General features: G+C 67.8%; 17 protein-coding genes. 8 read left to right on the top strand and 9 right to left on the bottom strand.

Annotated elements, in window-relative coordinates; translation table 11 throughout:
- Positions 1–25 precede the first annotated feature (25 nt).
- Positions 26–1,003 carry a glycosyl transferase family protein gene (locus UCD39_RS06450; RefSeq protein ID WP_330495230.1) on the top strand — a complete coding sequence of 326 codons (978 nt, stop codon included), beginning with the start codon at positions 26–28 and terminating at the stop codon, positions 1,001–1,003.
- A gap of 58 nt (positions 1,004–1,061) precedes the next feature.
- On the opposite strand, the gene UCD39_RS06445 is transcribed toward UCD39_RS06450, so the two are convergent.
- The 4 genes from UCD39_RS06445 to UCD39_RS06430 form a co-directional block, all read right to left on the bottom strand.
- A complete protein-coding gene (locus UCD39_RS06445; protein WP_330495229.1) occupies positions 1,062–1,538 on the bottom strand; it encodes a hypothetical protein in 477 nt (158 codons plus the stop codon).
- Positions 1,539–1,624: 86 nt separating this feature from the next.
- Entirely contained in the window at positions 1,625–2,266 is a 642-nt protein-coding gene (locus UCD39_RS06440; protein ID WP_330495228.1) for a GntR family transcriptional regulator, read from the bottom strand.
- 99 nt (positions 2,267–2,365) lie between these two features.
- A complete protein-coding gene (locus tag UCD39_RS06435) occupies positions 2,366–3,910 on the bottom strand; it encodes a glycoside hydrolase family 27 protein (RefSeq protein WP_330495227.1) in 1,545 nt (514 codons plus the stop codon).
- Positions 3,907–5,502, bottom strand: coding sequence for an alpha-N-arabinofuranosidase (locus tag UCD39_RS06430; RefSeq protein ID WP_330495226.1), 1,596 nt, complete (start codon positions 5,500–5,502; stop codon positions 3,907–3,909). Before UCD39_RS06430 ends, UCD39_RS06435 begins: the two co-directional genes overlap by 4 nt.
- A gap of 144 nt (positions 5,503–5,646) precedes the next feature.
- On the opposite strand from UCD39_RS06430, the gene UCD39_RS06425 reads away from it, so the two are divergent.
- Positions 5,647–7,437 (top strand): alpha-amylase family protein, encoded by a 1,791-nt coding sequence (locus UCD39_RS06425; protein WP_330495225.1) that lies wholly within the window; start codon positions 5,647–5,649, stop codon positions 7,435–7,437.
- A 74-nt stretch (positions 7,438–7,511) separates the two neighbouring features.
- Here UCD39_RS06425 and UCD39_RS06420 read toward each other — a convergent pair whose 3' ends face one another.
- From UCD39_RS06420 to araD1, 3 genes are all read right to left on the bottom strand, one after another.
- A complete protein-coding gene (locus UCD39_RS06420; protein ID WP_330495224.1) occupies positions 7,512–8,927 on the bottom strand; it encodes an amino acid permease in 1,416 nt (471 codons plus the stop codon).
- Between the two features lie 236 nt (positions 8,928–9,163).
- On the bottom strand, positions 9,164–12,109 hold the full coding sequence (locus tag UCD39_RS06415; protein ID WP_330495223.1) for a TonB-dependent receptor plug domain-containing protein: 2,946 nt from the start codon (positions 12,107–12,109) through the stop codon (positions 9,164–9,166).
- A 295-nt stretch (positions 12,110–12,404) separates the two neighbouring features.
- Positions 12,405–13,400 carry an AraD1 family protein gene (gene araD1, locus UCD39_RS06410; protein ID WP_330495222.1) on the bottom strand — a complete coding sequence of 332 codons (996 nt, stop codon included), beginning with the start codon at positions 13,398–13,400 and terminating at the stop codon, positions 12,405–12,407.
- 291 nt (positions 13,401–13,691) lie between these two features.
- On the opposite strand from araD1, the gene ytfQ reads away from it, so the two are divergent.
- From ytfQ to UCD39_RS06380, 6 genes are read left to right on the top strand one after another with little or no spacing between them, the layout of a single operon-like run.
- Positions 13,692–14,690, top strand: a complete 999-nt coding sequence (gene ytfQ / locus UCD39_RS06405) for a galactofuranose ABC transporter, galactofuranose-binding protein YtfQ (protein ID WP_330495221.1) — start codon at positions 13,692–13,694, stop codon at positions 14,688–14,690.
- A complete protein-coding gene (locus tag UCD39_RS06400) occupies positions 14,690–16,237 on the top strand; it encodes a sugar ABC transporter ATP-binding protein (protein ID WP_330495220.1) in 1,548 nt (515 codons plus the stop codon). The genes ytfQ and UCD39_RS06400 overlap by 1 nt, the downstream gene beginning before the upstream one ends.
- Entirely contained in the window at positions 16,234–17,244 is a 1,011-nt protein-coding gene (locus UCD39_RS06395; protein WP_330495219.1) for an ABC transporter permease, read from the top strand. Before UCD39_RS06400 ends, UCD39_RS06395 begins: the two co-directional genes overlap by 4 nt.
- On the top strand, positions 17,241–18,296 hold the full coding sequence (yjfF, locus tag UCD39_RS06390; RefSeq protein WP_330495218.1) for a galactofuranose ABC transporter, permease protein YjfF: 1,056 nt from the start codon (positions 17,241–17,243) through the stop codon (positions 18,294–18,296). Before UCD39_RS06395 ends, yjfF begins: the two co-directional genes overlap by 4 nt.
- An 11-nt stretch (positions 18,297–18,307) precedes the next feature.
- Positions 18,308–19,042: a FadR/GntR family transcriptional regulator gene (locus UCD39_RS06385; protein ID WP_330495217.1), complete on the top strand. Its 735-nt coding sequence runs from the start codon at positions 18,308–18,310 to the stop codon at positions 19,040–19,042.
- Between the two features lie 48 nt (positions 19,043–19,090).
- Positions 19,091–20,899, top strand: coding sequence for an IlvD/Edd family dehydratase (locus UCD39_RS06380; protein ID WP_330495216.1), 1,809 nt, complete (start codon positions 19,091–19,093; stop codon positions 20,897–20,899).
- A gap of 50 nt (positions 20,900–20,949) precedes the next feature.
- Here the strand turns inward: UCD39_RS06380 and UCD39_RS06375 are convergent, their stop codons facing one another.
- Both UCD39_RS06375 and UCD39_RS06370 read right to left on the bottom strand, forming a co-directional pair.
- A complete protein-coding gene (locus UCD39_RS06375; protein WP_330495215.1) occupies positions 20,950–22,476 on the bottom strand; it encodes a tryptophan halogenase family protein in 1,527 nt (508 codons plus the stop codon).
- Complete coding sequence (locus UCD39_RS06370; RefSeq protein ID WP_330495214.1) at positions 22,473–23,993, bottom strand: tryptophan halogenase family protein; 1,521 nt, start codon at positions 23,991–23,993, stop codon at positions 22,473–22,475. The genes UCD39_RS06375 and UCD39_RS06370 overlap by 4 nt, the downstream gene beginning before the upstream one ends.
- Positions 23,994–24,084: the final 91 nt, after the last annotated feature.

Below are 24,084 nucleotides of genomic sequence, written 5' to 3'. Positions count from 1 at the left end.
ATATTGGCCTGAGCTTGCCCGCCCCATGACCGATGAACACATCTTCGCCCAATACGTCCGCACCCTGGGGCGCGGCCCCGGCCGCTCCCGCTCCCTGACGCGGGAGGAGGCGCGCACGGCCCTGGGCATGGTGCTGAGGGGGGAGGCCGATCCCCACCAGGTGGGCGCCTTCCTCATGCTGCTGCGCTATCGCGGGGAGGACCCGGATGAGGTGGCGGGCCTGGTGGAGGCCGCCCGCGTCGCGGCGGGCCTCAGCGACGGCACCTGCAGCGGCGCCGCCGACCTGGACTGGCCGTCCTACGGCGCCGGCCGCACCCGGGATGAGCCCTGGTTCCTGCTGTCGGCCCTGGCGCTGGCCCAGGCGGGGCACCGCGTCATCATGCACGGCAGCAACGCCTTCACCCAGGGCCGCGACGTGCCCGACGCCCTGGGCGAGCTGGGCCTGCGCTCCGCCACCAGCCGCGCGGACGCCAAGGCCCTGGTGGCCGAGACCGGCTTCGCCTACCTGCCCCTGTCGGCGCTGAGCCCGGAGTTGGACCGCCTGCTGAACCTGCGCCACTTGCTGGGCCTGCGCAGCCCCATCAACACCGTCTGCCGCCTGCTGGACCCGTTCGACACGCACGCCGCCGTCGACGGCGTCTTCCATCCGCCCTACATCGACCTTCACCTGGGCGTGGCCCAGCGCCTGAACCGCCCCCGCCTGGTGGTGGTCAAGGGCGGCGGCGGCGAGGTGGAACGCAACCCCGCCAAGCCCACCACCGCCTATGTCCAGGTGGGCGCCGAGCGCCAGGAGCTACCCCTGCCCGCCCTGACCACGGCCAAGGCGGCGGCCACGGGCCTGCTGCCCGTCTGGCGCGGCGACCCCGGCCTGGAGGCCGAAACCGCCACCGTCATCGCCACCATCGCGCTGGGGGTGCTGGCACTAGGCCTGGCGCATGAGCCGGCCGAGGCCGACCGGGTGGCGGCGGAGATCTGGGCGGGGCGGCGGGCTGTAGCAGGTTGATCCCCGCGACGGCCCAGACCTCCCATGGCGTACGACAGGGCGGGGGCGACTACGCTAGTCACCGCACCTGTTGATCGCTCCGGGTTGACACCCACTCCCCCACGCTCAACGCGATTTGCGTGGCCGCGATCATGGCGGCGGTCGCAGCCCCCAGTAGCCCACCAACATCTTTATGAAACAGCAGGGTAGCTATAAGCCCCACCGCGACAACGCCGCCGACGCGCTGCAGCCCGCGGTCAACGACCGGCAAACCCCAGCTATTGATACGCACCCACCAGGGGAGCCGCCGGGCCTGCACCCGGCGCTCTTCATTCAGGGCTGAGACAACCCCTGGGAAACCCGGCTGAAGAAGTCCGCTGAAGAATATGCCAAGCGCCAGCGCCAAGTTGACGACCCCGGCGCCGACATTGGGCCAGGCCGGCCACGACGGAAAGACCAGCGGCAGGAAAATCAGGGGTGCGCTGACGATAGCGGCCGCCATCACCAGGGGCCGAAGCTTAAGTGCCAGTTTCGTTGCAAGGTATTCCCGGGTCATTCCCGATTATCGGGTGGAGTGCAATCCGACGGCAACAAGGATTCTCCTTCAGGACGCGGGCCGCCTTCACATCCCAAGGGCGCGCCTCACCCCGCCAGTTCCCGCTGTAAATCGTCCAGCGTGCCCTGGATGTGCCGGGCGGTCAGGGCTTCCACCGCCGGGGCGTCGGCGGCCATCCAGGCGTCGAACAGGGCGCGGTGCTCGTCCCGCGCCCTGTCGTCACGGCCCTGGGGTTCCAGGTGCACGCGGACATACCGTTCCGACAGGATGTGCAGGCGTTCCATCAACTGCACGGTGATGCCGCCGGTGGGGCGGATCAGGGCCATGTGGAAGGCGCGGTTGTGGGTGACATGGCCGGTGCCGGCGGTGCCCTGCTCCCGTTCCAGCGCCAGCAGGGCCGCGTGGGCGTGATCGCGGTCGGCGGGGGTGGCGCGGCGGGCGCCATCGGCCGACGCCCCCGGTTCCAGCTTCAGGCGCAGGGCGAAAACCTCCGTCGCCTCCGCCGTCGTCAGGCTGTTCACCACATAGCCCCGGTTGGGGAAGGAGGTGACGAGGCCGTCCTGCTCCAGCCGGCTCAAGGCCTCACGCAGGGGGATCTTGCTGATGCCCAGTTGGCTGGCCACCGCCCCCTGCTGCACCGGCGTGCCCGGCGCCATCGTGCCCAGCAGGATGTGCTCCCGCACGATTTCATAGGCCTGGTCGGGCAGGCTGCGAACGACAATGCTCATGCGGCGGTTTCAGTCGGAAGGCGGGGATAAGGCGGAACGCCATTCCCCACCATAGCATTTCCCGAATAAAAATACCCGGGGCGATGTTAACGCTACCACCTACGGTTTTGCCCGCAACAGCACCACGCCGTGCGCCGGCACCCTGTGGGCGGCGTTCGGCGCCACGCTGCGGTGGGCCCACAGGTCGCGCACCTTGGGATGGTCGCCCAGGCCAAGGGCGGGCCAATCGGCGATCATGGCCACCGGCGCGTCCGTGCGGTTGAACAGCCCCACGGCGACCGAGCCGTCGGCCAGGGGCCGCGTCCAGATCTCCATCCCGTCCCGCTTGCGCACCGGCAAGCCCTGGCGACCCAGCGGGTCCTGGTCGATGGCGATGACCTCGGCATTGCCCAGCAGGGCCAGGGTGTCCCGGGTCATGGAGCGGGCGTCGTTGCCCATCAGCAGGGGGGCGGCCATCAGGGCCCACAGGCTGATATGGGTGCGGTACTCCTCGGTCGTCATGCCGCCGTTGCCGACCTCCAGCATGTCGGGATCGTTCCAGCCGCCGGGGCCGGTGTGGTGGGGCACGCCGTTCTTGTCGAAGCCGATGGCGGACATGCTGGCGTAGGTATCCTCGATATCCCCGGTGGTGCGCCACAGGTTGCCGCCGACGTCGCGGCCCCAGGCGCCGACATCGAACCGGCCGTATTCGCACAGGCTGTAGACGATGGGGCGGCCGGTGGCGTTCAGCGCGGCCCCCATCTGCTGGTACACCGCCCGCACCGTCTCCGCGGTGTGGTAGAAGCCCTCGCCCGAGCAGAGGTCGTATTTCAGGTAATCGACGCCCCATTCCGCCCAGGTGCGGGCGTCCTGCTCGACATGGCCGTAGCTGCCGGCGTAGCCGGCGCAGGTCTTGGGGCCAGGGGAGCTGTAGATGCCCAGCTTCAGCCCCCGCGCGTGGACGTAATCGGCCAGGGCCTTCATGTCCGGGAACTTGACGTTGGGATGCAGCACGCCGTCGGGCCCCCGTTCGCCCTGCCAACCGTCATCGATGTTGACGTAGACATAGCCGGCGTCGCGCAGGCCGCTGCGCACCAGGGCGTCGGCGATCTCCCGCACCGTCTTGTCGTCGATGGCCTCGGCGAACTTGTTCCAGCTGCTCCACCCCATGGGCGGGGTCCGCGCCAAGCCGTTGCTGGGCACATAGGCCGGGGCGGGCAGCGGATACGTGGGAAAGTCCAGGGCCGCCATCTCCGCCGCCGTGGCGCGATGGGCGGTGGCGTCCTGCTTCTCGTACCAGACTTGGCCGGTCAGCCGAATGCCCGACCCATCCGGCGCCAGGGTCAGGTCCAGGGGCTTCAGCTTGGGATTGCCGTTGTCGATGTGGAAGGCCAACCTTTCCCCCACCGGGCCCTCCCCCACCGCTTTCAGGTCCAGCATGGGCAGGTCACCATACCACTCGGACGTGATGGTACCCCGCAGGCCATCGGCGTCGCGGCGGATGACCATCTTGGTGAAACGGGGAAAGGACGGGGCGGCCTGGAAGACCCAGTCGCCCGTCAGGTCAGCGCCCCACGCCTGGCCGGTGAGAAGAACACCGGCCAGGACGCCAAGGACGCGCCCGAGGACACGCCCGGGGGCGTGCCCAAGGAAACGCTTGGTCATTTCAGTTCCAGAACGACCACGGACTTGGCCGGCAGGGTCACACTGACGGTGTCGCCCGACAGCTTGGCGTCGCTGAAGGCCGTCGGCACCACGGTTTGCGGATGGTCGAAGGTGTTGTCGCTGTTCATGGCCGGAGCCGTCAGGATGCGGCCGGTGACCTTGCCCGCCTTCAACCCGGCCAACGTCACCTGCACGGGCGCCGCCTTGTTGGGGTCGACATTGGTCAGGGCCAGGCGGGTGACGCCGTCGGTGCCCCGGCCGGCGGAGGCGCTGACGGCGGGGACGGTACGGCCGCCCTGGCTGTAGTCCGGGCCGGTAACGGTCACCGGCAGGCTGGTGGCGCCCTGGAAGCCCTTGTACATATCGAAGACATGGTAGGTGGGCGTCAGCACCATGCGCGGCCCGTCGGTCAGGATCATGGCCTGCAGCACGTTGACCATCTGGGCGATGTTGGCCATGCGCACGCGGTCGGCATGGGCGTGGAAGATGTTCAGGCTGATGGCGGCCACCACCGCGTCGCGCAGGGTGTTCTGCTGTTGCAGGAAGCCGGGGTTGCTGCCGGGGGTCGGGTCATGCCAGGTGCCCCATTCGTCCACCACCAGGGCGACCCGCTTTTCCGGGTCGTACTTGTCCATGATGGCGCTGTGATGGCTGATGTAGGTGCCGATCTGATAGGCGCCGAAGATGCTGGCGAACCATTCCGCCTCACCAAACTCCGTGGCGGAGCCTTTCTTGGCCCAGGTGCCCTTGGGCACCATGTTGAACGACGCCACGTCGTAATAATGCATGGACAGCGCGTCGATCTCCTTGCCCGCGCGGGCCATGATGGTTTCGGTCCAGGCGGTGTCGTCGTCGCTGGGGCCGACGGCGATGAACTTCGTCGGCTGACCGGCGCCCGGCTTCAGGAACACCCGCGTCTGGCGCAGCAGGTCGGCGTAGTAATCGGCCCGCATGTTGCCGCCGCAGCCCCAGACCTCGTTGCCCACGGCGAACCAGTTCAGGGTCCAGGGCTTGTCCCGGCCGTTGGCACGGCGTTCCTGCACCAGAGTGCCGTGGTTGTCCGCCGTCATGTAGGCGACCCAGTCGGCCATCTCGCGCACGCTGCCGCTGCCCAGGTTGCCGTTGACGTAGGTGCCGGCGCCGATCAGTTCCGAGAAGTCCATGAACTCATGGGTGCCGAAGGCGTTGTTCTCCTCCACCCCGCCCCAGTTGGTGTTCACGATGACCGGCCGGCGATCCTTGGGCCCGATGCCGTCGCGCCAGTGGTATTCATCGGCGAAGCAGCCGCCGGGCCAGCGCACCACCGGGACATGCAGGTTCTTCAGCGCCTCCACCACGTCCTTGCGATAGCCGCGGATGTTGGGAATGGGGCTATCCGGCCCCACCCAGATGCCGCCATAAATCTGCGTGCCCAGATGCTCCGCGAACTGGCCGTAGATCGCCGGGGCGATGACCGCGCCGGGATGGTCGGCCTGAACCGCCACAGTGGCGGCGGAACCGGCGGCGATGGCGGCGGTGGCCGTGGCCAAGGCGGTGCCGGCCAGCAAGGCGGCAACGGCGAGACGTCCGGCGGGGCGCAGGATACGGGTCATTCCTCGGGGCACTCCCTGTGGTGTTTTTTAAAGTCGTATAATATTACTATCGGTCGGCAGCTTGGTTGTAAACCATTCGGGTTCACCCGCCGCTGGAAAATAACAAGCCGGAACAGAGCAAGCCGGAACAAGGAGACGTCATCCGTGCCCCCCTTCCCCGCGCCCCCCGGCGTCACCCGCCGCGCCCTGTTGACCAGCGGTGCCGGCACCGCCGTGGCGCTTGCCGCTGCCACTTCCGCCGGTGCGGCCACCTCCGGTGCGGGCGCCGCCGCCAACCCGGACCTGCAGCTGCTGACCTCGCGCAGCGGCGTCTACACCCCCGCTAGGGGCGAGGCGGTGCTGCAATTCAGCTTCGACTTTCCCGAGGCGTCGGTGCAGGTGGGCCCGCTGCTGATGGGCTTCCGGGTGCAGACCTATGAGAACGCCTACGCCATCGATCCGACGGTGACGCGCGTGGTGCGCGACGGTAACCGCACCACGCTGACCTGCGACGGCTTCCTCTGGGCCGGCGGCCAGGAAAAGGCGCCGGGCAAGCTGGTGGCCGAGTTCACGGTGGAGGGTGACGGCACGGTGCAATGGACCGCGCGGGCGGAGGCCCAGCACCCGGTGAAGTCCATCACCACCGTGGCGCGCGGCCTGCCGCGTGGTGAAATCTCCGTCTCCGGCCAGGATTTCACCGACCTGAAGGATGACGAGAAGGTCTTCGAGTATCCCAATTTCTTCCAGGGCATGGCCACCCCCCTGGCCGTGCTGAAGACTGCCGATGGCCGCCACTATGCCCTGTCGGCGCGGCAGAGCGCCGTGCGCACCTGCCGCTTCTTCTTCCAGCCGGGGCCGGATGGCTATCGCGTGGAACTGATCCATGAGGGCGAGGGCTGGGCCAAGTCCAACAGCCTGGCGACGCCGCCCTGGCGGGTGGGACCGGCGGCGGACTACGCGACGGCGGCGGCCGACCATTTCGCCCATGTGGAAAAGACCTACGGCATCCCCAAACTGGCCACCCGGCCCGACATGCCGGCGTGGATGCGGGAGGTCGACCTGGTGCTGAGCATCCACGGCGCGCATTGGACCGGCTATATCTTCAACGACTACGCCCGCATGCTGGACATCCTGCGCTGGGCCGCCACGCAGATCGAGCCTAAGCGCGTCATGGTGTTCCTGCCGGCCTGGGACGGCCGCTATTACTGGAACTATCCGCTGTACCAGCCCGACCCGCGCATGGGCGGGGTGGACGGTTTCAAGCGCCTGGTCAGCCAGGCGCAGAAACTGGGCTTCCGCATCGTCCCCATGTTCGGCACCAACAGCGCCAACAAGGTGTGGGAGGAGTTCAAGCTGTTCGCGGACGCGACGACGGAGCGGGTGGACGGCGACGCCTTCGACCTGAACTGGGTGGATTGGGACAACGACCGCTCCGGCGAGGGGTGGATGCCCTTCATGAACCTGGGCGTCGCGTCCTGGCGGCGCTGGTTGGGGGCGCGCATCTCCGCCACCATCACGCAGTTCGGCGTCGACGGCTATTTCCTGGACATCGCCGGGGCGGCCCTCAACAACACCAAGGCCGACATGCATGAGGGCACGCGGCAACTGGTGCAGGATCTGGCCCAGCGCCATCCCGGCATCCCGCCGGTGGGGGAGATGCTGTACGACGCGCAGATGGCCTTCATCCCCATGAGCCATGTGACCCGCTACACCCTGGCCCCGGCCGCCTGCGACGACCACATCCGCAACTATCAGCACCTCAGCCGCCCAGCCCCCGGCCGGGGCAGCACCGGCGTGCACGAGGCGGGCTTCGGCACCTACAAGACCGAGATTCCTCCGCACCAGCGCGCCATTCCCACCATCACCGTGGTCGACGACACCTTCACCAAGGAGCGCGCCGCCATGGCCGACTACATCCGCCAGGCCAAAGCCTGGGGCGAGGCGCGGCGGAAGTAAGCTTCCGCATGGTCAAAAGAAAAGGGCGCCAATCCACCAGGGTTGGCGCCCTTTTCCGTTTACGGGGCGGCGTCTTACGCGGCCTTGTTCAGCAGGCTGGTCCGGCGGCTATAGGCCAGGTAGATCACCAGGCCGACCACGTGCCAGATGGCGAAGTTGCGCAGCGTGGTGCCCGGCAGGGAGTACAGGAAGTAAAGGCAGCCGATAACCGCCAGCGGGGCCACCACCCACACGGCGGGGCAGCGGAACAGGCGGGGCAGGTCGGGCTTGGTCACCCGCAGGACCATGACGCAGACCGACACGGAGATGAAGGCCGCCAGGGTACCGGCGTTCGACAGCTCCGCGATGGTGGCCAGCGGCAGGAAGCCCCCGAACAGGGCCACGAACAGGCCGACCAGCAGGGTGACCTTCACCGGCGAGCGGCGGTCGGGGCCCAGGTCGCTGAGCGTGCGGGGCAGCAGGCCGTCACGCGACATGACGAAGAACACACGGGTCTGGCCGAACATCATCACCAGGATGACGCTGGGCAGGGCCACGATGGCGGCGGCCCCGATGGCCCAGGCGGCGCCCGGGTGATTCAGGCTGCGCAGGATGAAGGCCAGCGGCTCGCCACTGGCGGCGAACTCGGCGAAGGGCCAGGCGCCCACGGCGCAGGCGGCCACGATCATATAGATGATGGTGGAAATGACCATGGACCCCAGGATGCCGATGGTCAGGTCGCGGCCAGGGTTCTTGACCTCTTCCGCCGAGGTCGACACGGCGTCGAAGCCGAAGAAGGCGAAGAAGACGATGGCGGCGGCGGCCATCACGCCGCGCACATGGCCGGCGTCGTCCATGTGGGAGGCGAAGCCATAGGGCATGAAGGGGGTGAAATTCTCCGGCACCAGGCTGAACACGGTCAAGCCGACGAACACGGCCAGCGCGATGATCTTGATGGCGACCAGGGCGATGTTGACCGTGGCGCTTTCCTTGGCGCCCTTGGCCAGCAGGGCCGTGACCAGCGCGGTGATGATGACGGCAGGCAGGTTGATCCAACCGCCGGCGTAGGGTCCCGCGATGAGTTCCTTGGGCAGGTGTATGCCCATGCTTTCCAGCAGGCCGACCATGTAGCCCGACCAGCCCACCGCCACGGCGCTGCAGGTGACGGCGTACTCCAGCACCAGGGACCAGCCGACGATCCAGGCCAGCCCCTCGCCCAGCACCGAGTAGGTGTAGGTGTAGGCACTGCCGGCGGCCGGCATCATGGTGGCCATTTCGGCGTAGGTCAGGGCCGCGAAGGCGCAGAGGATGCCACAGGCGGCGAAGGCCAGGATGACGGCGGGGCCGGCGCGTTCGGCGCCGATGCCGGTCAAGGTATAGATGCCGGTGCCGATGATGCCGCCGATGCCCAGGGCCACAAGGTGCGGCCAGCTCAAGGTCTTGCGCAACTGCCGGCTTTGGTCCACGTGGGCCAAAGCGTCCAACGCCTTACGGCGCGTCCAGAACGTCATAAAGCAGTCCCCATGTAGAACGTGTTTTCGCCCCCTGCCTCAATGGGCCGCCCCCGTGTCCCGGGGCTGGCGCACATTGACCGGAAGCTGTTTGGACACCGATCAGCGCGGGCGTCAACAGCTTAACTGCCCTAGCCGTTTCAAACGACATTTTGTGGCGCGGATGGTCCGCTTTCCAACAAAAAACCCCGCCCGGGACCACCCGGGCGGGGATATCTTCGTTCCAGACCCAGGCCTTAGAACTCCACCGTCGCGCCGACGAAGATGACGCGGCCCAGCGGGTCGTAGATGCCAGGGTAGGTGTTGCCGTTGCCGAAGCTGCTGAGCAGGCCCGACGAGATGGCCGGCGGGTCGCGGTCGAGGATGTTGTTCACACCCGCGCGCAGCGACAGGTAGTCGGTCATCTTGTAGGTCATCGCCACGTCGAAGTAGCTGTACGACGGCAGCCGGGCGTTGATGCCGACATAGTCGGAGGTGAGGAAGGCGTTGGCCGTGTTGCTGGACAGCGTCGTCGGGCCGATGAAGCGCCAGTTGACCGACACCGTGGCCGGGACCCAGGGGCTGGACCACGTGGAGCGGAACTGGTGGCGCCACCGCGGGCTGGGCTGGCCGCAGGTGGGGCCGAACAGGCCGGTGCAGTCATAGGTGCCCAGGCCCGGCAGCTGCTCCGTCTCGCTGGTCAGCAGCACGGTGCCATTGAGGTTGAAGTCCAGGCTGCCCCAGTTGTGGTTGACGATGTCCTCAAGCTCCAGCTTGTACGACAGGTCGACGTCGACGCCAGAGGTCTTCAGGAAGCCGGTGTTCTGGTTGGTCGACTTGATGTAGCCGTCGGTGCCGAACAGCACGCCGGACTTCGGATCGCGGTGGAACAGGCCGCAGAAGTAGGAACTGCCGGTGGTGGCGCACTGGTTGATGGCCGTCTGGGCATCCACGCCGGCGATGTAGCCGTCCACGGTGATGTTGTAATAGTCCAGCGTGGCGGAGAAATTGGGCAGGAAGGTCGGCGTCAGAACCACGCCGGCGGTGAAGGTGTCGGCCGTCTCCGGCTTCAGCGCCGGGTTGCCGCCGCCCTGGGCGGAGCAAAGGTCCGTCGGGCACTCGGCGATCTTGCCATACTGGGCGGCCGTGACGCCGGTCAGGGCGCACTGCGCCAGCGAGGCTGACGGGCTGGACCCGGAGCAAGGATCCTGGGCCGAGACGTTGCCCACGGACTGCGGCGCGTACAGTTCGGAGATGCTGGCCGCGCGGACGGCGCGGTTATAGCTGCCGCGGAAGCGGATGTCCGTCACCGGGGCGTATTGCAGCTCGAACTTGTAGGTGCTGACGCCGCTGTCCAGGTAATCGTACTTGGAATAGCGATAACCGGTGTTGAACAGCAGATCCTGCACCAGGGGCTTGTCCTGGACCAGGGGGACCTGCAGTTCCATGTAGCCTTCGTTGACACTGAGGGCGCCCGAGGACGGCATGGTGCCGCCGGCCTGCGCCACCGCGTCGGCGGTGAAGTTCAGCGTCTCTTCCCGGTGCTCAAAGCCCAGGGCCAGCGCGGCGCCCTTGGCGGCCCACGGGCTCTTCACCCCATATTGCCCCAGGTCGCCGGTCAGCGACAGGCTGGCCACCTTTTCCGTTTCGGCGTCATGGGTGTGGCTGGGGGAATAGAGGTAACTATAACCGGCGCTGCTGATGCCGTTGTACTGGAACACGTTGATGGGAACGCAGGTCGGGTCGGTACCGTCGATGACGGACTTGCAGGTCGGCACCCCGTTGACGTTCACCACCTCCAGCGCGCGCTGGGCCTTGGTGTTGTCGACGTTGTTCAGGTACGTCTCATTCACAATGGTCTTGGAATACAGGAAGTTGGCGTCGTAGTTCCAACCGTCCCAGACCTCGCCGCGCAGGCCGAAGGTGCCGCGGTAGTCAATGTGGCGCAGGTCGTCACGGCGCGGCTGGCTGCCGGGGCCGGTCAGACGATAACCGATGAAGCTCTGGGCGTCGGTGGGCGTGCCGGCGGCGCTGCCGCACAGCGTGGACGCCTGCGAGGCCGACATCAGCGGATTGTCGCAGTTGATGTTGAAGGTCGTGCCCTGGAACAGGGCCGATGGCGCCACCTGCGAGAAGGTGTGGTCGTTCATGTACATGAAGCTGCCATAGGCTTCGACTTCCTTGGCAAATTCATAATGGGCCTGCACGCCCGCGTTTTCGCGCTTGTCCGACCGTTGGATGTAGTTCGTGGGCGTGTAGTTGTAGGCGTAGCTGCTGTTGTAGGGCACCCAAGTCTTGGTGCCGTCCTTGCTGTTGACCAGGCGGCTGTTCGCGTTCGGGCCGCTCAGCAGGTAGAACAGGCCATAGGGGTTGTTGCTGGAACCGCCGCAGGTGAAGGTGTCAGCGGTGGCCAGGTTCAGGTCGCAGTTGGAATAGTCGCGCTTATTCTGCGTTACCGGCATGGCGTACTGATAGCCGGCGAACAGGGTGACGTTACCCTTGTTGTTGTCGAAGTTCTTGCCGGCGGCGACACTGATGTTCTTCTTGATGCCGTCCCAAACCTCGTCCGGCGCCGTCTGGAAACCCTTGGCCTGGCTCAACGACCGCAGGGCGGTGTTGCCATTGTCATGCTGCGCGATGGTGTACTGCAGGTCGGCGCGGACACCGTCCAGGTTCTTGCGCAGGATGAAGTTCACCACACCTGACACGGCGTCCGAACCATAGACCGCCGAGGCGCCGCCCGACACCACGTCCACCCGGTCCACCATCGCGGTGGGGATGAAGTTCAGGTCGTTCATCTCGACCGGCAGCATGCGCTGGCCGTCGATCAGCACCAGGTTGCGGTTGGAACCCAGGTTGCGCAGGTTGACACGCGCGGTACCGTCGGAGCCGTTGGAGCCGTTCTCGTTTGAATCCGCCGTCACCTGGGGCAGGCGGTTCAGGGCGTTCTCGATATTGGTCGTGCCCTGGTACTGCAGTTCCTGCTGGCCCACCGTGGTCAGGGGGCTGGCGGTCGTCAGGTTCGCCTGCTTGATGCGGGAACCGGTGACGACGATTTCCTGGAGGTCGTCCGCGGCCGACGTCTGCGCCAGCGCCTGACCACCCACCATCAAGGCCACCATGGCGGCCCCCGCCGCCAGGGCCGACGCACGGCCCGAGCGGAGCGCCGCCCCAGGGGCGGACTTCGCATGAGTCTTTCGCATTTTTATCTCCCAGACCGCGCACCCCCGTTAGTGCGCGCTGGACAAACGTCCCGCAAATGCCACGAAGCTGTCAAATATCTTATATCGTATATCGTATGATTTATTCAGCGGTGTGGCGCAGATGCATCAGCGGAAACAAAAATGCGTACATCTTCAAGGGCTTGCGCAGGGCGCCACGCGGAACGCCAAAAGCCGCCCTCCCCGGGGCGGGAGGGCGGTTGCGGTATCGTCATCCGAGATGTGGGGCCCCTCCGTCGCTGGCAGGAGCCCGGAAATTCTTACAGTCTAAACACGCTCACAGGGGGGCCACGGTCACCGCTTCCGGCGCCTTGACCGCCAGCGGATTGCGCAAAGGCAGGCCGAAGGCGGCCGCCTCCACCTCAAACCGATCACCGGGGCGGGTGGTGAAGCCATCGCTGAACGACAGGGTGGCGGTGCCGAAATAATGCACATGGGCGTCGCCGGGGCGGCGGAAGCCGGCGTACTTGAAATGGTGGTGCTCCAGATTGGCCAGGCTGTGGCACATGTTGGCCTCGCCCGACAGGAAGGGTTTCTCCCAGGCCACCTGGCCGTCGCGAACGATGCGGGTCGTGCCACGGATGTCGGCGGGCAGCGGCCCCACCAGCAGCTCGGGCCCGAAGGAACAGGGCCGCAGCTTTGAATGCGCCAGGTAGAGATAGTTCTGCCGCTCGGTCACATGATCGGAGAACTCGTTGCCCAGGGCGTAGCCCAGGCGGAAGGGCGTGCCGTCGGGACCGATGACGTACAGGCCCACGATTTCCGGTTCCTCCCCGCCATCCAGGGCGAAGGCGGGGGAGGCCAGCGGCGCCTCCGGCGCGGTGATGATGCCGCCGTCGCCCTTGAAGAACCACTCCGGCTGCGCCCCCACCTGACCCGCGGCCGGCTTGCCGCCCTCCAGGCCCAGGCGGAACATGCGCATCGAGTCGGTCTGCTTGGCGGGATCGGCCAGGTCCTTGTGCATCCTGTCCCGCCCCTCGGCGGAACCCAGGTGCGTCAGGCCGGTGCCGCTGACCAGCAGGTGGGCGGCATCGGGATGGTCCAGCGGCGCCAGCAGACGCCCCTCGGCCACCACCGCCGCCAGGTCGACAGCCTCGCCCACGCCCGCCGCCTCGACCACTACCGCCAGGCCGGTGCCCGCCGCGATGGCCAGCTGCGCCAGCTCATAAACGCTGGCGGCGGCCGGCACCGTGTGGGCCGGACCGTCATCCTGGCGGGCCGCGACGGCGCGCGCGCCGGTGGCATCGATAAATTGAAGCAGACGCAGGACCATGGGTGTTTCCCTGACGATTGTTTTAAGTGACTGTGATGAACCCCTGCCCGGGACTAAGGGCCACGAGGCTGGACGTGCTCATTTAATAATACTATTTCTGTTCCGTCCAAGCCCTTTTCGGGGGAGGCGCTTCCCGATGCGATGGGACAGCAAAGGGGCTTGAGCCGCCCCCATAAATAATATCATATGACCCATAACAACAGATCGCGCCCTATAAAGGCCGCGCCCGCGGGTCCATTCGCACGATAAGCCCCACGGCGAGCCGGCCGGCAAGGACGAACAGGAACAGGGATGGATATGAAAACGCTGCCGAGACACCGCACACTGTCACGCCGGATCCTGGGTATCGGGGCCGCCGTTTTCCTGGGCGGCCTGGCCGCCGGGTGCGACAGCGGCGACAAGAAGGGCCTGACCGTGGGCTTTTCCCAAATCGGGTCGGAATCCGGCTGGCGCGCCGCCGAGACCAAGCTGGCCCGCCAGGGGGCGGAGCAGCGGGGCATCACCCTGAAATTCTCCGACGCGCAGCAGCGTCAGGAAAACCAGATCAAGGCCGTGCGATCCTTCATCGCCCAGGGCGTCGACGCCATCCTGTTGGCCCCCGTGGTCTCCAGCGGCTGGGATGAGGTGCTGGGCGAGGCAAAGGCCGCCAACATCCCCGTCATCCTGCTGGACCGGCAGATCGATACGCCCAACGTCGACCTTTACCTGACGGCCGTCACCTCCGACACCATCGAGGAGGGGCGCGTGGCAGGCCGCTGGCTGGCAGGCAAGGTGCAGGGCCGCGACTGCCGCATCGTGGAAATCCAGGGCACGGTGGGCGCCAGCCTGGTGGCCAACCGCAAGAAGGGCTTCGAGGAGGCCATCGCGACCGCCCCCAATCTGCACCTGGTGCGCACCCAGTCGGGCGAGTTCACCCGCGCCAAGGGCAAGGAGGTCATGGAGGGCTTCCTGAAGGCGGAGGCGCCGGGCAGCATCTGCGCCGTCTACGCCCACAACGACGACATGATGATCGGCGCCATCCAGGCCATAAAGGAAGCGGGCCTGAAGCCCGGCACCGACATCCTGACCGTGTCCATCGACGGCGTGCCCGATATCTTCAAGGCCATGGCCGATGGCGACGCCAACGCCACGGTGGAACTGGCCCCGGACATGGCGCCGCGCGCCTATGACATCCTGCTGGCCTACCGCAAGGACCACGCCCCGCCGCCCAAGTGGGTACAGACGCCGTCCAAGTTGTATGAGCCCGACACCGCCGCCGCCGAGTACGCCCGGCGCAAGGACCTCTACTGATGGCCAGCCCTGAAACCCCAGTCACCCCACCCCCGGTGGTGCTGGCGGCCCGGGGCCTGACCCGGCAGTACCCCGGCGTGCGCGCGCTGGACAGCGTGGACCTGACCCTGCGGGCGGGCGAGATCCACGCCCTGCTGGGGGAGAATGGCGCCGGCAAGTCCACCCTGATCAACCTGCTGACCGGCGCCCAGCCGCGTAACGGCGGCACCATCACCGTGGATGGGGTGGACATTGACCCGGATGGGCCCGGCGGTGCGGTCAAGGCCGGCATCGCCGCCGTCTATCAGGAGATCACGCTGCTGCCCAACCTGTCGGTGGCGCAGAACCTGTATCTGGGGCGGGAGCCGACGCGCTGGGGCCTGGTCCATCGCGCGCGCATGAACCGGGACGGCGCGGCCCTGCTGCACCGCTTCGGCCTCACCATCGACGCCAGCCGGCCGCTGTCGGACTTTTCCACCGCTGTGCAGCAGCTGATCGCCATCGCCCGCGCGGTGGACCTGTCGGCCAAGGTGCTGATCCTGGATGAGCCCACCGCCAGCCTGGACACGGCGGAGGTGCAGACCCTGTTCACCCTGCTGCGGACCTTGCGCGACCAGGGCTTGGCCATCGTCTTCGTCACCCATTTCCTAGACCAGGTCTACGCCCTGACCGATCGCATCACCGTGCTGCGCAACGGCCGGCTGGTGGGCGAACGGTTGACCGCCGAGCTGCCGCGGCTGGAGCTGGTGGCCATGATGCTGGGCAAGGCGCCCACGGCGGAAAGCCACCTGAGCCGCCGGCCGGCCGCCGCCACGCCCGCCGGCGCCCCGCTGGTGCAGGCGCAAGGCCTGGGCCGGCGCCGCCTGGTGGGCGCCTTTGACGCCGAGCTGCATGCCGGCGCCGTGCTGGGCGCGGCCGGCCTTCTCGGTTCCGGCCGCACGGAAACCGCCCTGCTGCTGTTCGGGGTGGAAACGGCGGACCAGGGCGAACTGATCGTCGACGGCAAGACCGTCACCCTGCGCAGCCCGCGCGACGCCATCCGCCTGGGCTTCGGCTTCTGCCCGGAGGACCGCAAGCTGGATGGCATCGTCGCCGGCCTCAGCATCCGGGAGAACATCGTGCTGGCGCTGCAGGCCAAGCGCGGCTGGTGGCGGCGCCTGCCCCCGGCGCGGCAGCGTGAACTGGCCGACCACTATATCAAGCTGCTGGACATCCGCACGCCGGACGCCGAGAAGCCCATCCAGCTGCTGTCGGGTGGCAACCAGCAAAAGGCCCTGCTGGCCCGCTGGCTGGCGACCGACCCCCGCCTGCTGATCCTGGATGAACCCACGCGCGGCATCGACGTCGGCGCCCATGCCGAGATCGTGCGCCTGCTGGAGGACCTGCGGGACCGGGGCATGGCGCTCTACGTCATCTCTTCGGAGATCGAGGAGGTGGCCGCCTATTCCGACCGGGTGCTGGTCATGCGCGACCGCGCCCCCGCCGGCGTGCTGGAGGGCGACACCATCACCCCCGCCGCCATCGTCAACGCCATCGCGGCGGATCATCACACCAAAGGTGCGGCATGAGCGCCGTGATACAACGCCTGAAGGCGGCGCGACCACAACTTGCCCTGCTGGCGCTGGCGCTGCTGGTCAATGTCTTCGTGGCGCCGGGCTTCCTGGATTTGCGGATGCAGGACGGGCGGCTGTTCGGCGGCTTGATCGATATCCTGAACCGGGGTGCCCCGGTCATGCTGCTGGCCGTGGGCATGGCCCCGGTCATCGCCACGCGCGGCATCGACTTGTCGGTGGGCGTCATCATGGCGATCGCCGGCGCCGTCGCGGCGGCCGGGGTCAACGCCGGGCTGGCCTGGCCCCTGGCCATCCTGGCGGCGCTGGCCACCGGCCTGGTCTGCGGCCTGTGGAACGGGCTGCTGGTCGCGGTGTTCCGCCTGCAGCCCATCGTCGCCACCCTGATCCTGATGGTGGCCGGGCGCGGGGTCGCCCAACTGATCACGGAAGGCCGCATCCTGACCTTCACCGAACCGCACCTGATCGCCGTGGCCGGCGGCACGCTGGCGGCCCTGCCCCTGCCGGTGGTGCTGGCGCTGCTGGCCGCCGGGCTGACCGGCCTGCTGGTGCGCGCGACGGCGCTGGGCCTGTTCGTGGAGGCGGTGGGCACCAATCCGCGCTCCAGCCGTCTGGCCGGCGTCCATACCGGCCTGGTGCTGGGGGCCGTCTATGTCTGGTCCGGGCTGATGGCGGCGCTGGCCGGCCTGATCGCCACGGCCGACATCAAGGGTGCGGACGCCAACAACGCCGGCCTGTGGCTGGAGCTGGACGCCATCCTGGCCGTGGTCATCGGCGGCACCAGCCTGTACGGCGGCCGGTTCAGCATCGGCCGGTCCGTCCTGGGCGCCCTGGTGTTGCAGGCCATGCGCACCGCCATCTTGCGGGCGGGTCTGCCGCCGGAGCTGAACCTGGTGCTGATGGCGCTGGTGGTGGCCGCCGTGCTGACCCAGCAGTCACCCGCCTTCCAGCCGTTGGCCGCACGCCTGATGGCCCGCCTCAAGAACAAGGAGGCCCGTGCATGATGGGCCGCTTCGTGAACACGCGCACCCTGCCCCTGCTGGCGACGGTGGTGGTCTTCGTCCTGATCTATGCCGCCTGCGCCGCGCAGTACCCCACCATGCTGGGCCTGCGGGTGATGGGCAATTTGCTGACCGACAACGCCTTCCTCGGCATCCTGGCGGTGGGCATGACGGTGGTGGTGGTGGCCGGGGGCATCGACCTGTCGGTGGGCGCCGTCATGGGCCTGACCACCGTGGCGCTGGCCCGCCTGATCGAAGGGGCCGGGATGCCCCCGGCCCTGGCTTTCGCCCTGGTGCTGGCGGGCGGCGGCCTGTTCGGTGCCGGCATCGGCGCCGCCGTGCATTACCTGAAGGCGCCGGCCTTCATCGTCACCCTGACGGCCATGTTCCTGGCCCGCGGCTGCGCCCTGCTGATCAGCACCGATTCCATCCCCATCCACAATGCCGCCTATGACACGCTGGCGGGCGCCGCGTTGGCCCTGCCCGGCGGCGGGCGGCTGACATTGGTGGCGGGCATCATGCTGGCGACCTTCCTGGCCGGCGGCGTCCTGCTGCACGGCACGCGCTTCGGTGCCCGAGTGTTCGCGTTGGGCGGCAACGCCCACTTCGCCCAGCTGATGGGCATCAATACCGGGCGCACCACCATCCTGGTGCATGCCTTCTGCAGCCTGATGGCGGCGCTGGCCGGCATCGTCTTTTCCCTCTACACCCGGTCCGGCTATGCCCTGACCGGGACGGGGGTGGAGTTGGACGCCATCGCTGCCGTGGTCATCGGCGGCACGCTGCTGACGGGCGGCGTGGGCGGGGTGGCCGGCTCATTCATCGGCGTGCTGATCCAGGGCCTGATCCTGACCTGGATTACCTTCGACGGCACACTGTCCAGTTGGTGGACCAAAATCGCCATCGGCGCGCTGCTCTTCGCCTTCATCGCCGTGCAACGCTTAATTTTAGTTGTCTCTGCCCGGTATGGCCGTCCGGGCGCAGGCCCCGCAGCCCCCAGTCCCTCCACCCGTCCCCGCCCCTCCCCCGGCGCCGCCGCGCCGTCCGCCCCGTGAGCCCTCCCCCCATGACCCTGTCGACCTGGTCATCGCCCGAACGTCCCCTGTCGCACCATGAGCAGATTGTGCGCACCCTGGGCATGGAGATCCTCAGCGGCGTCCTGCCCGTGGGCGTGAACCTGCCACCGGAGCCGGACCTGCTGGTCCGGTTCCAAATCTCACGCACCGTGCTGCGCGAGGTGATGAAGACCCTGGCGGCCAAGGGCCTGGTCGTGTCCAAGACGCGGGTGGGCACCAAGGTGCAGGACCCGGCGCACTGGAACTTCTTCGACGCCGACCTTTTGTCCTGGCGGGTCAGCCTGGGCCTGGACGATGCCATGCGCCGCCACCTCTATGAGATGCGCAGCGCGGTGGAGCCGCGGGCCGCCGCCCTGGCCGCCAAGCGGCGCACGGCCGAGCAGTTGGCCGACATGCGCCGCGCCATCGCCCGCATGGCGGAGCCGGGGCACAACCGCCGCAGCTTCGCCGAGGCCGACCTGGCCTTCCACGTCGCGGTCAGCGCTGCATCCGGCAACCCCATGATGCGCTCGCTGGCCGCGGTGATCGAGGCGGCGCTGCTGGCCTCTTTCTCCCTGTCCTCGCCCGTGGATGAGACGGCCTTGCAGCAGGACGTGGTGGACAGCCACGCCGCCATCGCCGACGCCATCGAGGCGGGCGATGCCGACCGTGCCGCCCGCGCCATGCTGGCCGTCATCGATTCCGGGTTCGACCGGCTGGACCTGCCCGACCCCGATGCCCCTTGAGTTTCCTCTCCTACCGTCTTGACCGCATTCCTGAAGAAAGCCCACCCAATGACTGCGTCCGACTCTTCCAACGGCAAGCCCAAGCTGCGGTCCCGCGCCTGGTTCGACAACCCGGACAACCCGGACATGACGGCGCTGTACCTCGAGCGTTACCTGAATTACGGCCTGACGCTGGATGAGCTGCAATCGGGCATGCCCATCATCGGCATCGCCCAGACGGGGTCGGACCTGTCGCCCTGCAACCGCCACCACCTGGTGCTGGCCCAGCGCCTGCGCGAGGGCATCCGCCAGGCCGGCGGCATCGCCATCGAATTCCCCGTGCACCCGATCCAGGAAACCGGCAAGCGCCCCACCGCCGGCCTGGACCGCAACCTGGCCTATCTTGGCCTGGTGGAACTGCTGCACGGCTATCCCATCGACGGCGTGGTGCTGACCATCGGCTGCGACAAGACCACGCCGGCCTGCCTGATGGCCGCCGCCACGGTCAACATCCCGGCCATCGCCCTGTCCGTCGGCCCGATGCTGAACGGCTGGCACAATGGGGAGCGCACGGGCTCCGGCACCATCGTGTGGAAGGCGCGCCAGATGCTGGCGGCGGGCGAGATCGACCAGCGCAAGTTCATCGAGCTGGTGGCCAGCTCCGCCCCCTCGACCGGCTATTGCAACACCATGGGCACCGCCACGACCATGAACAGCCTGGCCGAGGTGCTGGGCATGCAGCTGCCAGGCTCCGCCGCCATCCCCGCCCCCTACCGCGAGCGCCAGCAGATCGCCTATGAGACGGGCAAGCGCATCGTCGAGATGGTGAACGAGGACCTGAAGCCCTCGGACATCATGACGCGCGAGGCCTTCCTGAACGCCATCGTGGTGAATTCCGCCATCGGCGGCTCCACCAACGCCCCCATCCACCTGGCCGCCATCGCCCGGCATATCGGCGTGGATCTGGAACTGCAGGATTGGCAGACCCATGGCCACAAGGTGCCGCTGCTGGTGAACCTGCAGCCGGCCGGCGAATATCTGGGTGAGGATTATCACCACGCCGGCGGCGTGCCCGCCGTGGTGAACGAGTTGATGAAGCAGGGCCTGATCCATGAGCAGGCCCTGACCGCCAACGGCAAGACCATCGGCGACAACTGCCGCGATGCCGAGATCAAGCTGCCCGACGTCATCCGTCCCTTCGACAACCCGTTGAAGAAGGACGCCGGCTTCCTGGTGCTGCGCGGCAACCTGTTCGACAACGCCATCATGAAGACCAGCGTCATCTCGGACGAGTTCCGCGACCGCTACCTGTCCAACCCTGACGATCCCGACGCCTTCGAGGGCAAGGCCGTGGTGTTCGACGGGCCGGAGGATTACCACCACCGCATCGATGATCCCGCCCTGGGCATCGACGCCCACACCCTGCTGTTCATGCGCGGCGCCGGCCCGGTGGGCTATCCGGGTGCCGCCGAGGTGGTGAACATGCGGCCGCCGGCCTACCTGATAAAGCAGGGCGTCACCGCCCTGCCCTGCATCGGCGACGGACGGCAGTCCGGCACCTCCGGTTCCCCCTCCATCCTGAACGCCTCGCCCGAGGCGGCGGCCGGCGGGGCCATCGCCCTGCTGCGAACGGGCGACCGGGTGCGCATCGACCTGAAGGCCGGCACCGCCAACATCCTGATCAGCGACGCCGAACTGGCGGCCCGCCGCCAGGCCCTGGAGGCCACCGGCGGCTACCAGTACCCAGCCAGCCAGACGCCATGGCAGGAAATCCAGCGTGGCATGGTCGGCCAGCTGGGCGACGGCGCCGTGCTGGAACCTGCTGTGAAATACCAGCGCGTGGCCCAGACCCACGGCATCCCGCGCGACAACCACTGAGGCGCGGACAGGAACAAGGCGGCGGTGCGGGAAAGCGCCGCCGCCTTTTCTTATGGGCTCTCGGTCATCCCAAGCCGCGCCAGGAACGCCGCATGGGTGGGCAGCCGCTGGGCGGCGCTGGCTAGGCTGGTGCGGCGCAGGCGCAGGGTTTCGATGATTTCTTCGCGCCGCTGAGCCGCCATAAGGGGGTCGCGGCGTTTGGGGATCAGGCCCAGGCCGATGAACAGGGCCTGCCAGCTGGGAGCGACGAAGGTTTCCTCGTTCAGCAGCACCACATGCCCCGTCTCGCGGAAGGTTTCGATGCGATAGGCCAGGGTGTCGGGCAGGGCCATCCCACCCCGCTCCCGCCAAAAGGCGGTGTCGTCCCGCTGCGTCAGGGCGTAATGCAGGATGATGAAGTCGCGGATGCGGTCGAACTCCAACGCCTGGACACGGTTGTATTCCGCCGCCAGCCCCGGATTGAACGACAGGTCCGGCAGCAGGCTGATCAGCCGGGTGATGCCGCCCTGGATCAAGGAGATGGAGGTGGATTCCAACGGCTCGACAAAGCCGGAGGACAGGCCGATGGCAACGCAATTGCGCGCCCAGAACCGCTCCCGCCGGCCGGTTCGGAATCGTAACAACCGTGGCTCGTCCAGGGCCTGCCCGTCCAGATTGGCCAGGAGGCGTGCACGGGCCGCGTCTTCCGTGACATGGGCGGTGGAGAAGACGTAGCCGTTGCCGGTGCGATGCTGCAAGGGGATGCGCCACTGCCATCCCGCCTCCAGCGCGGTGGCGCGGGTGTAGGGCGACGGCGGCCCCAGGCTGGCGCAGGGCACGGCCCAGGCCCGGTCCACCGGCAGCCAATGGCCGTAGTCGATGAACCGCTCCTCCAGCGCCTTGTCCGCCAACAGGGCGATGAAACCGGAGCAGTCGATGAACAGGTCCGCCGACAGGACCCGCCCATCGTCCAGCCGGACGGAGCGGATGTGCCCGGTTTCGGGGTGCAAATCGGTGGCGACGATGCGCCCCTCATGGCGCGTCACGCCCTCCGCCTCCGCCTTGGTCCGCAACAGGCGGGCATAGAGGCCGGCGTCGAAATGGAAGGCGTAATTGAAGTAATGATAGGGTGAGCGGGGATCGTTGTCGGGGGCGGCGAACCGCCCGGCACGGGCCATAACGGCCGCCATGTGATAGGCGTCGAAATCGCCCGCCGCCTCCCCCACCAGATCGCGCGCCACCAGCCAGTGGTTCAGGGTGGAAAACGGCCCGGCGTTGACGATGTAGTCGCCAAAGCCATGAAAGAAGCGGGTTCCGGTCGCGCGCCAGTCCTGGAATTCGATGCCCAGCTTGAACGTGCCCTGGGTCGCCTTGATGAAGGTGGCCTCGTCCAGGCCGATGTCCTGGTTGAACTGGCGGATGGGGGGCACCGTCGCCTCCCCCACCCCGACGGTGCCGATGGCATCCGATTCCACCAGCTCGACCCGCGTGCCGCCCGCCCGCACGGCCTGGTTCAGGGCGCAGGCCGCCATCCAACCGGCGGTGCCACCGCCGACGATGAGGATGCGGCGCAGGGGGCCTTGGTTAGGGACGGTCATGGGCGGGCGCGGGCCATCGGCGCGGCGGCGCCATCGTCCAGGAAGGCCTCATGCGGACGGCAACCGTCCGCCACCTGGGCGATGGTGCGGCGCATGGCGTCGAAGCCGCTACGCACCTCCTCCAGCGGGGCGCCATCCGTCAGGGGGTCGTAGGACTGCGGCTCCAGCCCCTGGCCCAGCATGACGGCCAGCCAGTTGGGCTCCTGGAACAGGGTTTGGTTGGGGAAGATGGCGAAGCCACGGGCGCGGAACAGCGCCATCTTCTCCACCAGGCTGTCGGGGAGGGGCATGGCCCGCGCCCGGTCCCACAGCGGTTCGCCCACGCGGTCGTTGGCGTGATAGTGGAACACCAGGAAGTCACGAACCTGCTCCAACTCCTCCGCCATGATGCGGTTGAAGATGCCGGCGGAGACGGGATCGTCCTTGGCCAAGGGGAAGGTGGCGGCGAACTTGATCAGCGCGTGCTGGATGAAGTGGATGCTGGTGGATTCCAGCGGCTCCAGAAAGCCGGAGCTGAGCCCCACCGCCAGCACGTTCTTATGCCGCGACCGCCGGCGGCCGGTGGTGAAGCGCAGGAAGCGCGGATCATCCAACGCCGGCGCGTCCAGGTTGGCCAGAAGGGTGGCCGCGGCCTCATCATCGCTGATCAGGTCGCTGACATAGACATAGCCGTTGCCGGTGCGGTGGCGCAGGTTGATGCGCCATTGCCATCCCGCCGTCCGCGCCGTGGCGCTGGTGTAAGGCACCGGCGGCGCCACCCGCTGCGATGGCACGGCCACGGCCCGGTTGGCCGGCAGGTAGTGCGACCAGTCCTCATACCCCTGCCCCAGCGCCTGGCCGATGAGCAGGGCGCGGAAGCCGGTGCAGTCGATGAAGAAGTCGCCCTCCACCCGGCGGCCATCGGCCAGGTCCAGATGGCTGACGGTGCCGTCGGCGCCATCCAGGGCGACATTGGCCACCGTCGCCTCGATCCGCCGGACGCCGCGCGATTCCGCGATCTGGCGCAGGAATTGGGCATAGAGGCCGGCGTCGAAATGATAGGCATAGGCCAGGCCGGACTTGGGCGTACGCGGATCGCTGGAGGGAAAGTCGAAGCGGTTCTTGCGGGCCAGGACCTCGCTCATCCAGAAATCGGACAGGGGATGGGGATATCCGGCCGCCCGCAGCCGCAGCCACCAGGCATGAAAGGAGGCGCCGTTGATGGCCTGGCCCGGCTGGCCGAAGGGGTGCATGTAGCGGTGGCCGGGCCGCAGCCAGTCCACGAACTCGATACCCAGTTTGTAGGTGCCCTCGGTGGCGCGCAGGAACGCGGCCTCGTCGATGCCTGCCGCCTTGTTGAAGACCTGGATGGGGGGAATGGTCGCCTCTCCCACGCCGATGGTGCCGATCTCCGCTGATTCCACCACGGTCAGCGACAGCTGGCGCGCAGGGAACAGGCTGGATAGGAAGGCGGCGGACATCCATCCGGCGGTGCCGCCGCCGACGATGACCAGACGCGTGACCGTTGACGCGGACATGGGACTCCCCCCGAAACCGAACTGGTAAAAACCAGGCCACGGCTTACCTGCCCCGCGACCTGGCTTCCTTACTCTATCGCAATTCGGGCGG

Origin of the sequence: Nitrospirillum karajorum, from assembly GCF_036348415.1 — a bacterium.
GTDB classification, from domain to species: Bacteria; Pseudomonadota; Alphaproteobacteria; order Azospirillales; family Azospirillaceae; genus Nitrospirillum; species Nitrospirillum amazonense_B.
Note: the sequence above shows the minus strand (reverse complement) of the source record. Positions and strands in the feature narration are given on the sequence as shown.

What these genes read in the sequence shown, in the direction of transcription:
- UCD39_RS06450 (WP_330495230.1), top strand. Translation starts at nt 26, where the DNA reads ATGACCGATGAACACATCTTCGCCCAATACGTCCGCACCCTGGGGCGC.
- UCD39_RS06445 (WP_330495229.1), bottom strand. Translation starts at nt 1,538, where the DNA reads ATGACCCGGGAATACCTTGCAACGAAACTGGCACTTAAGCTTCGGCCC.
- UCD39_RS06440 (WP_330495228.1), bottom strand. Translation starts at nt 2,266, where the DNA reads ATGAGCATTGTCGTTCGCAGCCTGCCCGACCAGGCCTATGAAATCGTG.
- UCD39_RS06435 (WP_330495227.1), bottom strand. Translation starts at nt 3,910, where the DNA reads ATGACCAAGCGTTTCCTTGGGCACGCCCCCGGGCGTGTCCTCGGGCGC.
- UCD39_RS06430 (WP_330495226.1), bottom strand. Translation starts at nt 5,502, where the DNA reads ATGACCCGTATCCTGCGCCCCGCCGGACGTCTCGCCGTTGCCGCCTTG.
- UCD39_RS06420 (WP_330495224.1), bottom strand. Translation starts at nt 8,927, where the DNA reads ATGACGTTCTGGACGCGCCGTAAGGCGTTGGACGCTTTGGCCCACGTG.
- UCD39_RS06415 (WP_330495223.1), bottom strand. Translation starts at nt 12,109, where the DNA reads ATGCGAAAGACTCATGCGAAGTCCGCCCCTGGGGCGGCGCTCCGCTCG.
- araD1 (WP_330495222.1), bottom strand. Translation starts at nt 13,400, where the DNA reads ATGGTCCTGCGTCTGCTTCAATTTATCGATGCCACCGGCGCGCGCGCC.
- ytfQ (WP_330495221.1), top strand. Translation starts at nt 13,692, where the DNA reads ATGGATATGAAAACGCTGCCGAGACACCGCACACTGTCACGCCGGATC.
- UCD39_RS06400 (WP_330495220.1), top strand. Translation starts at nt 14,690, where the DNA reads ATGGCCAGCCCTGAAACCCCAGTCACCCCACCCCCGGTGGTGCTGGCG.
- UCD39_RS06395 (WP_330495219.1), top strand. Translation starts at nt 16,234, where the DNA reads ATGAGCGCCGTGATACAACGCCTGAAGGCGGCGCGACCACAACTTGCC.
- yjfF (WP_330495218.1), top strand. Translation starts at nt 17,241, where the DNA reads ATGATGGGCCGCTTCGTGAACACGCGCACCCTGCCCCTGCTGGCGACG.
- UCD39_RS06385 (WP_330495217.1), top strand. Translation starts at nt 18,308, where the DNA reads ATGACCCTGTCGACCTGGTCATCGCCCGAACGTCCCCTGTCGCACCAT.
- UCD39_RS06380 (WP_330495216.1), top strand. Translation starts at nt 19,091, where the DNA reads ATGACTGCGTCCGACTCTTCCAACGGCAAGCCCAAGCTGCGGTCCCGC.
- UCD39_RS06375 (WP_330495215.1), bottom strand. Translation starts at nt 22,476, where the DNA reads ATGACCGTCCCTAACCAAGGCCCCCTGCGCCGCATCCTCATCGTCGGC.
- UCD39_RS06370 (WP_330495214.1), bottom strand. Translation starts at nt 23,993, where the DNA reads ATGTCCGCGTCAACGGTCACGCGTCTGGTCATCGTCGGCGGCGGCACC.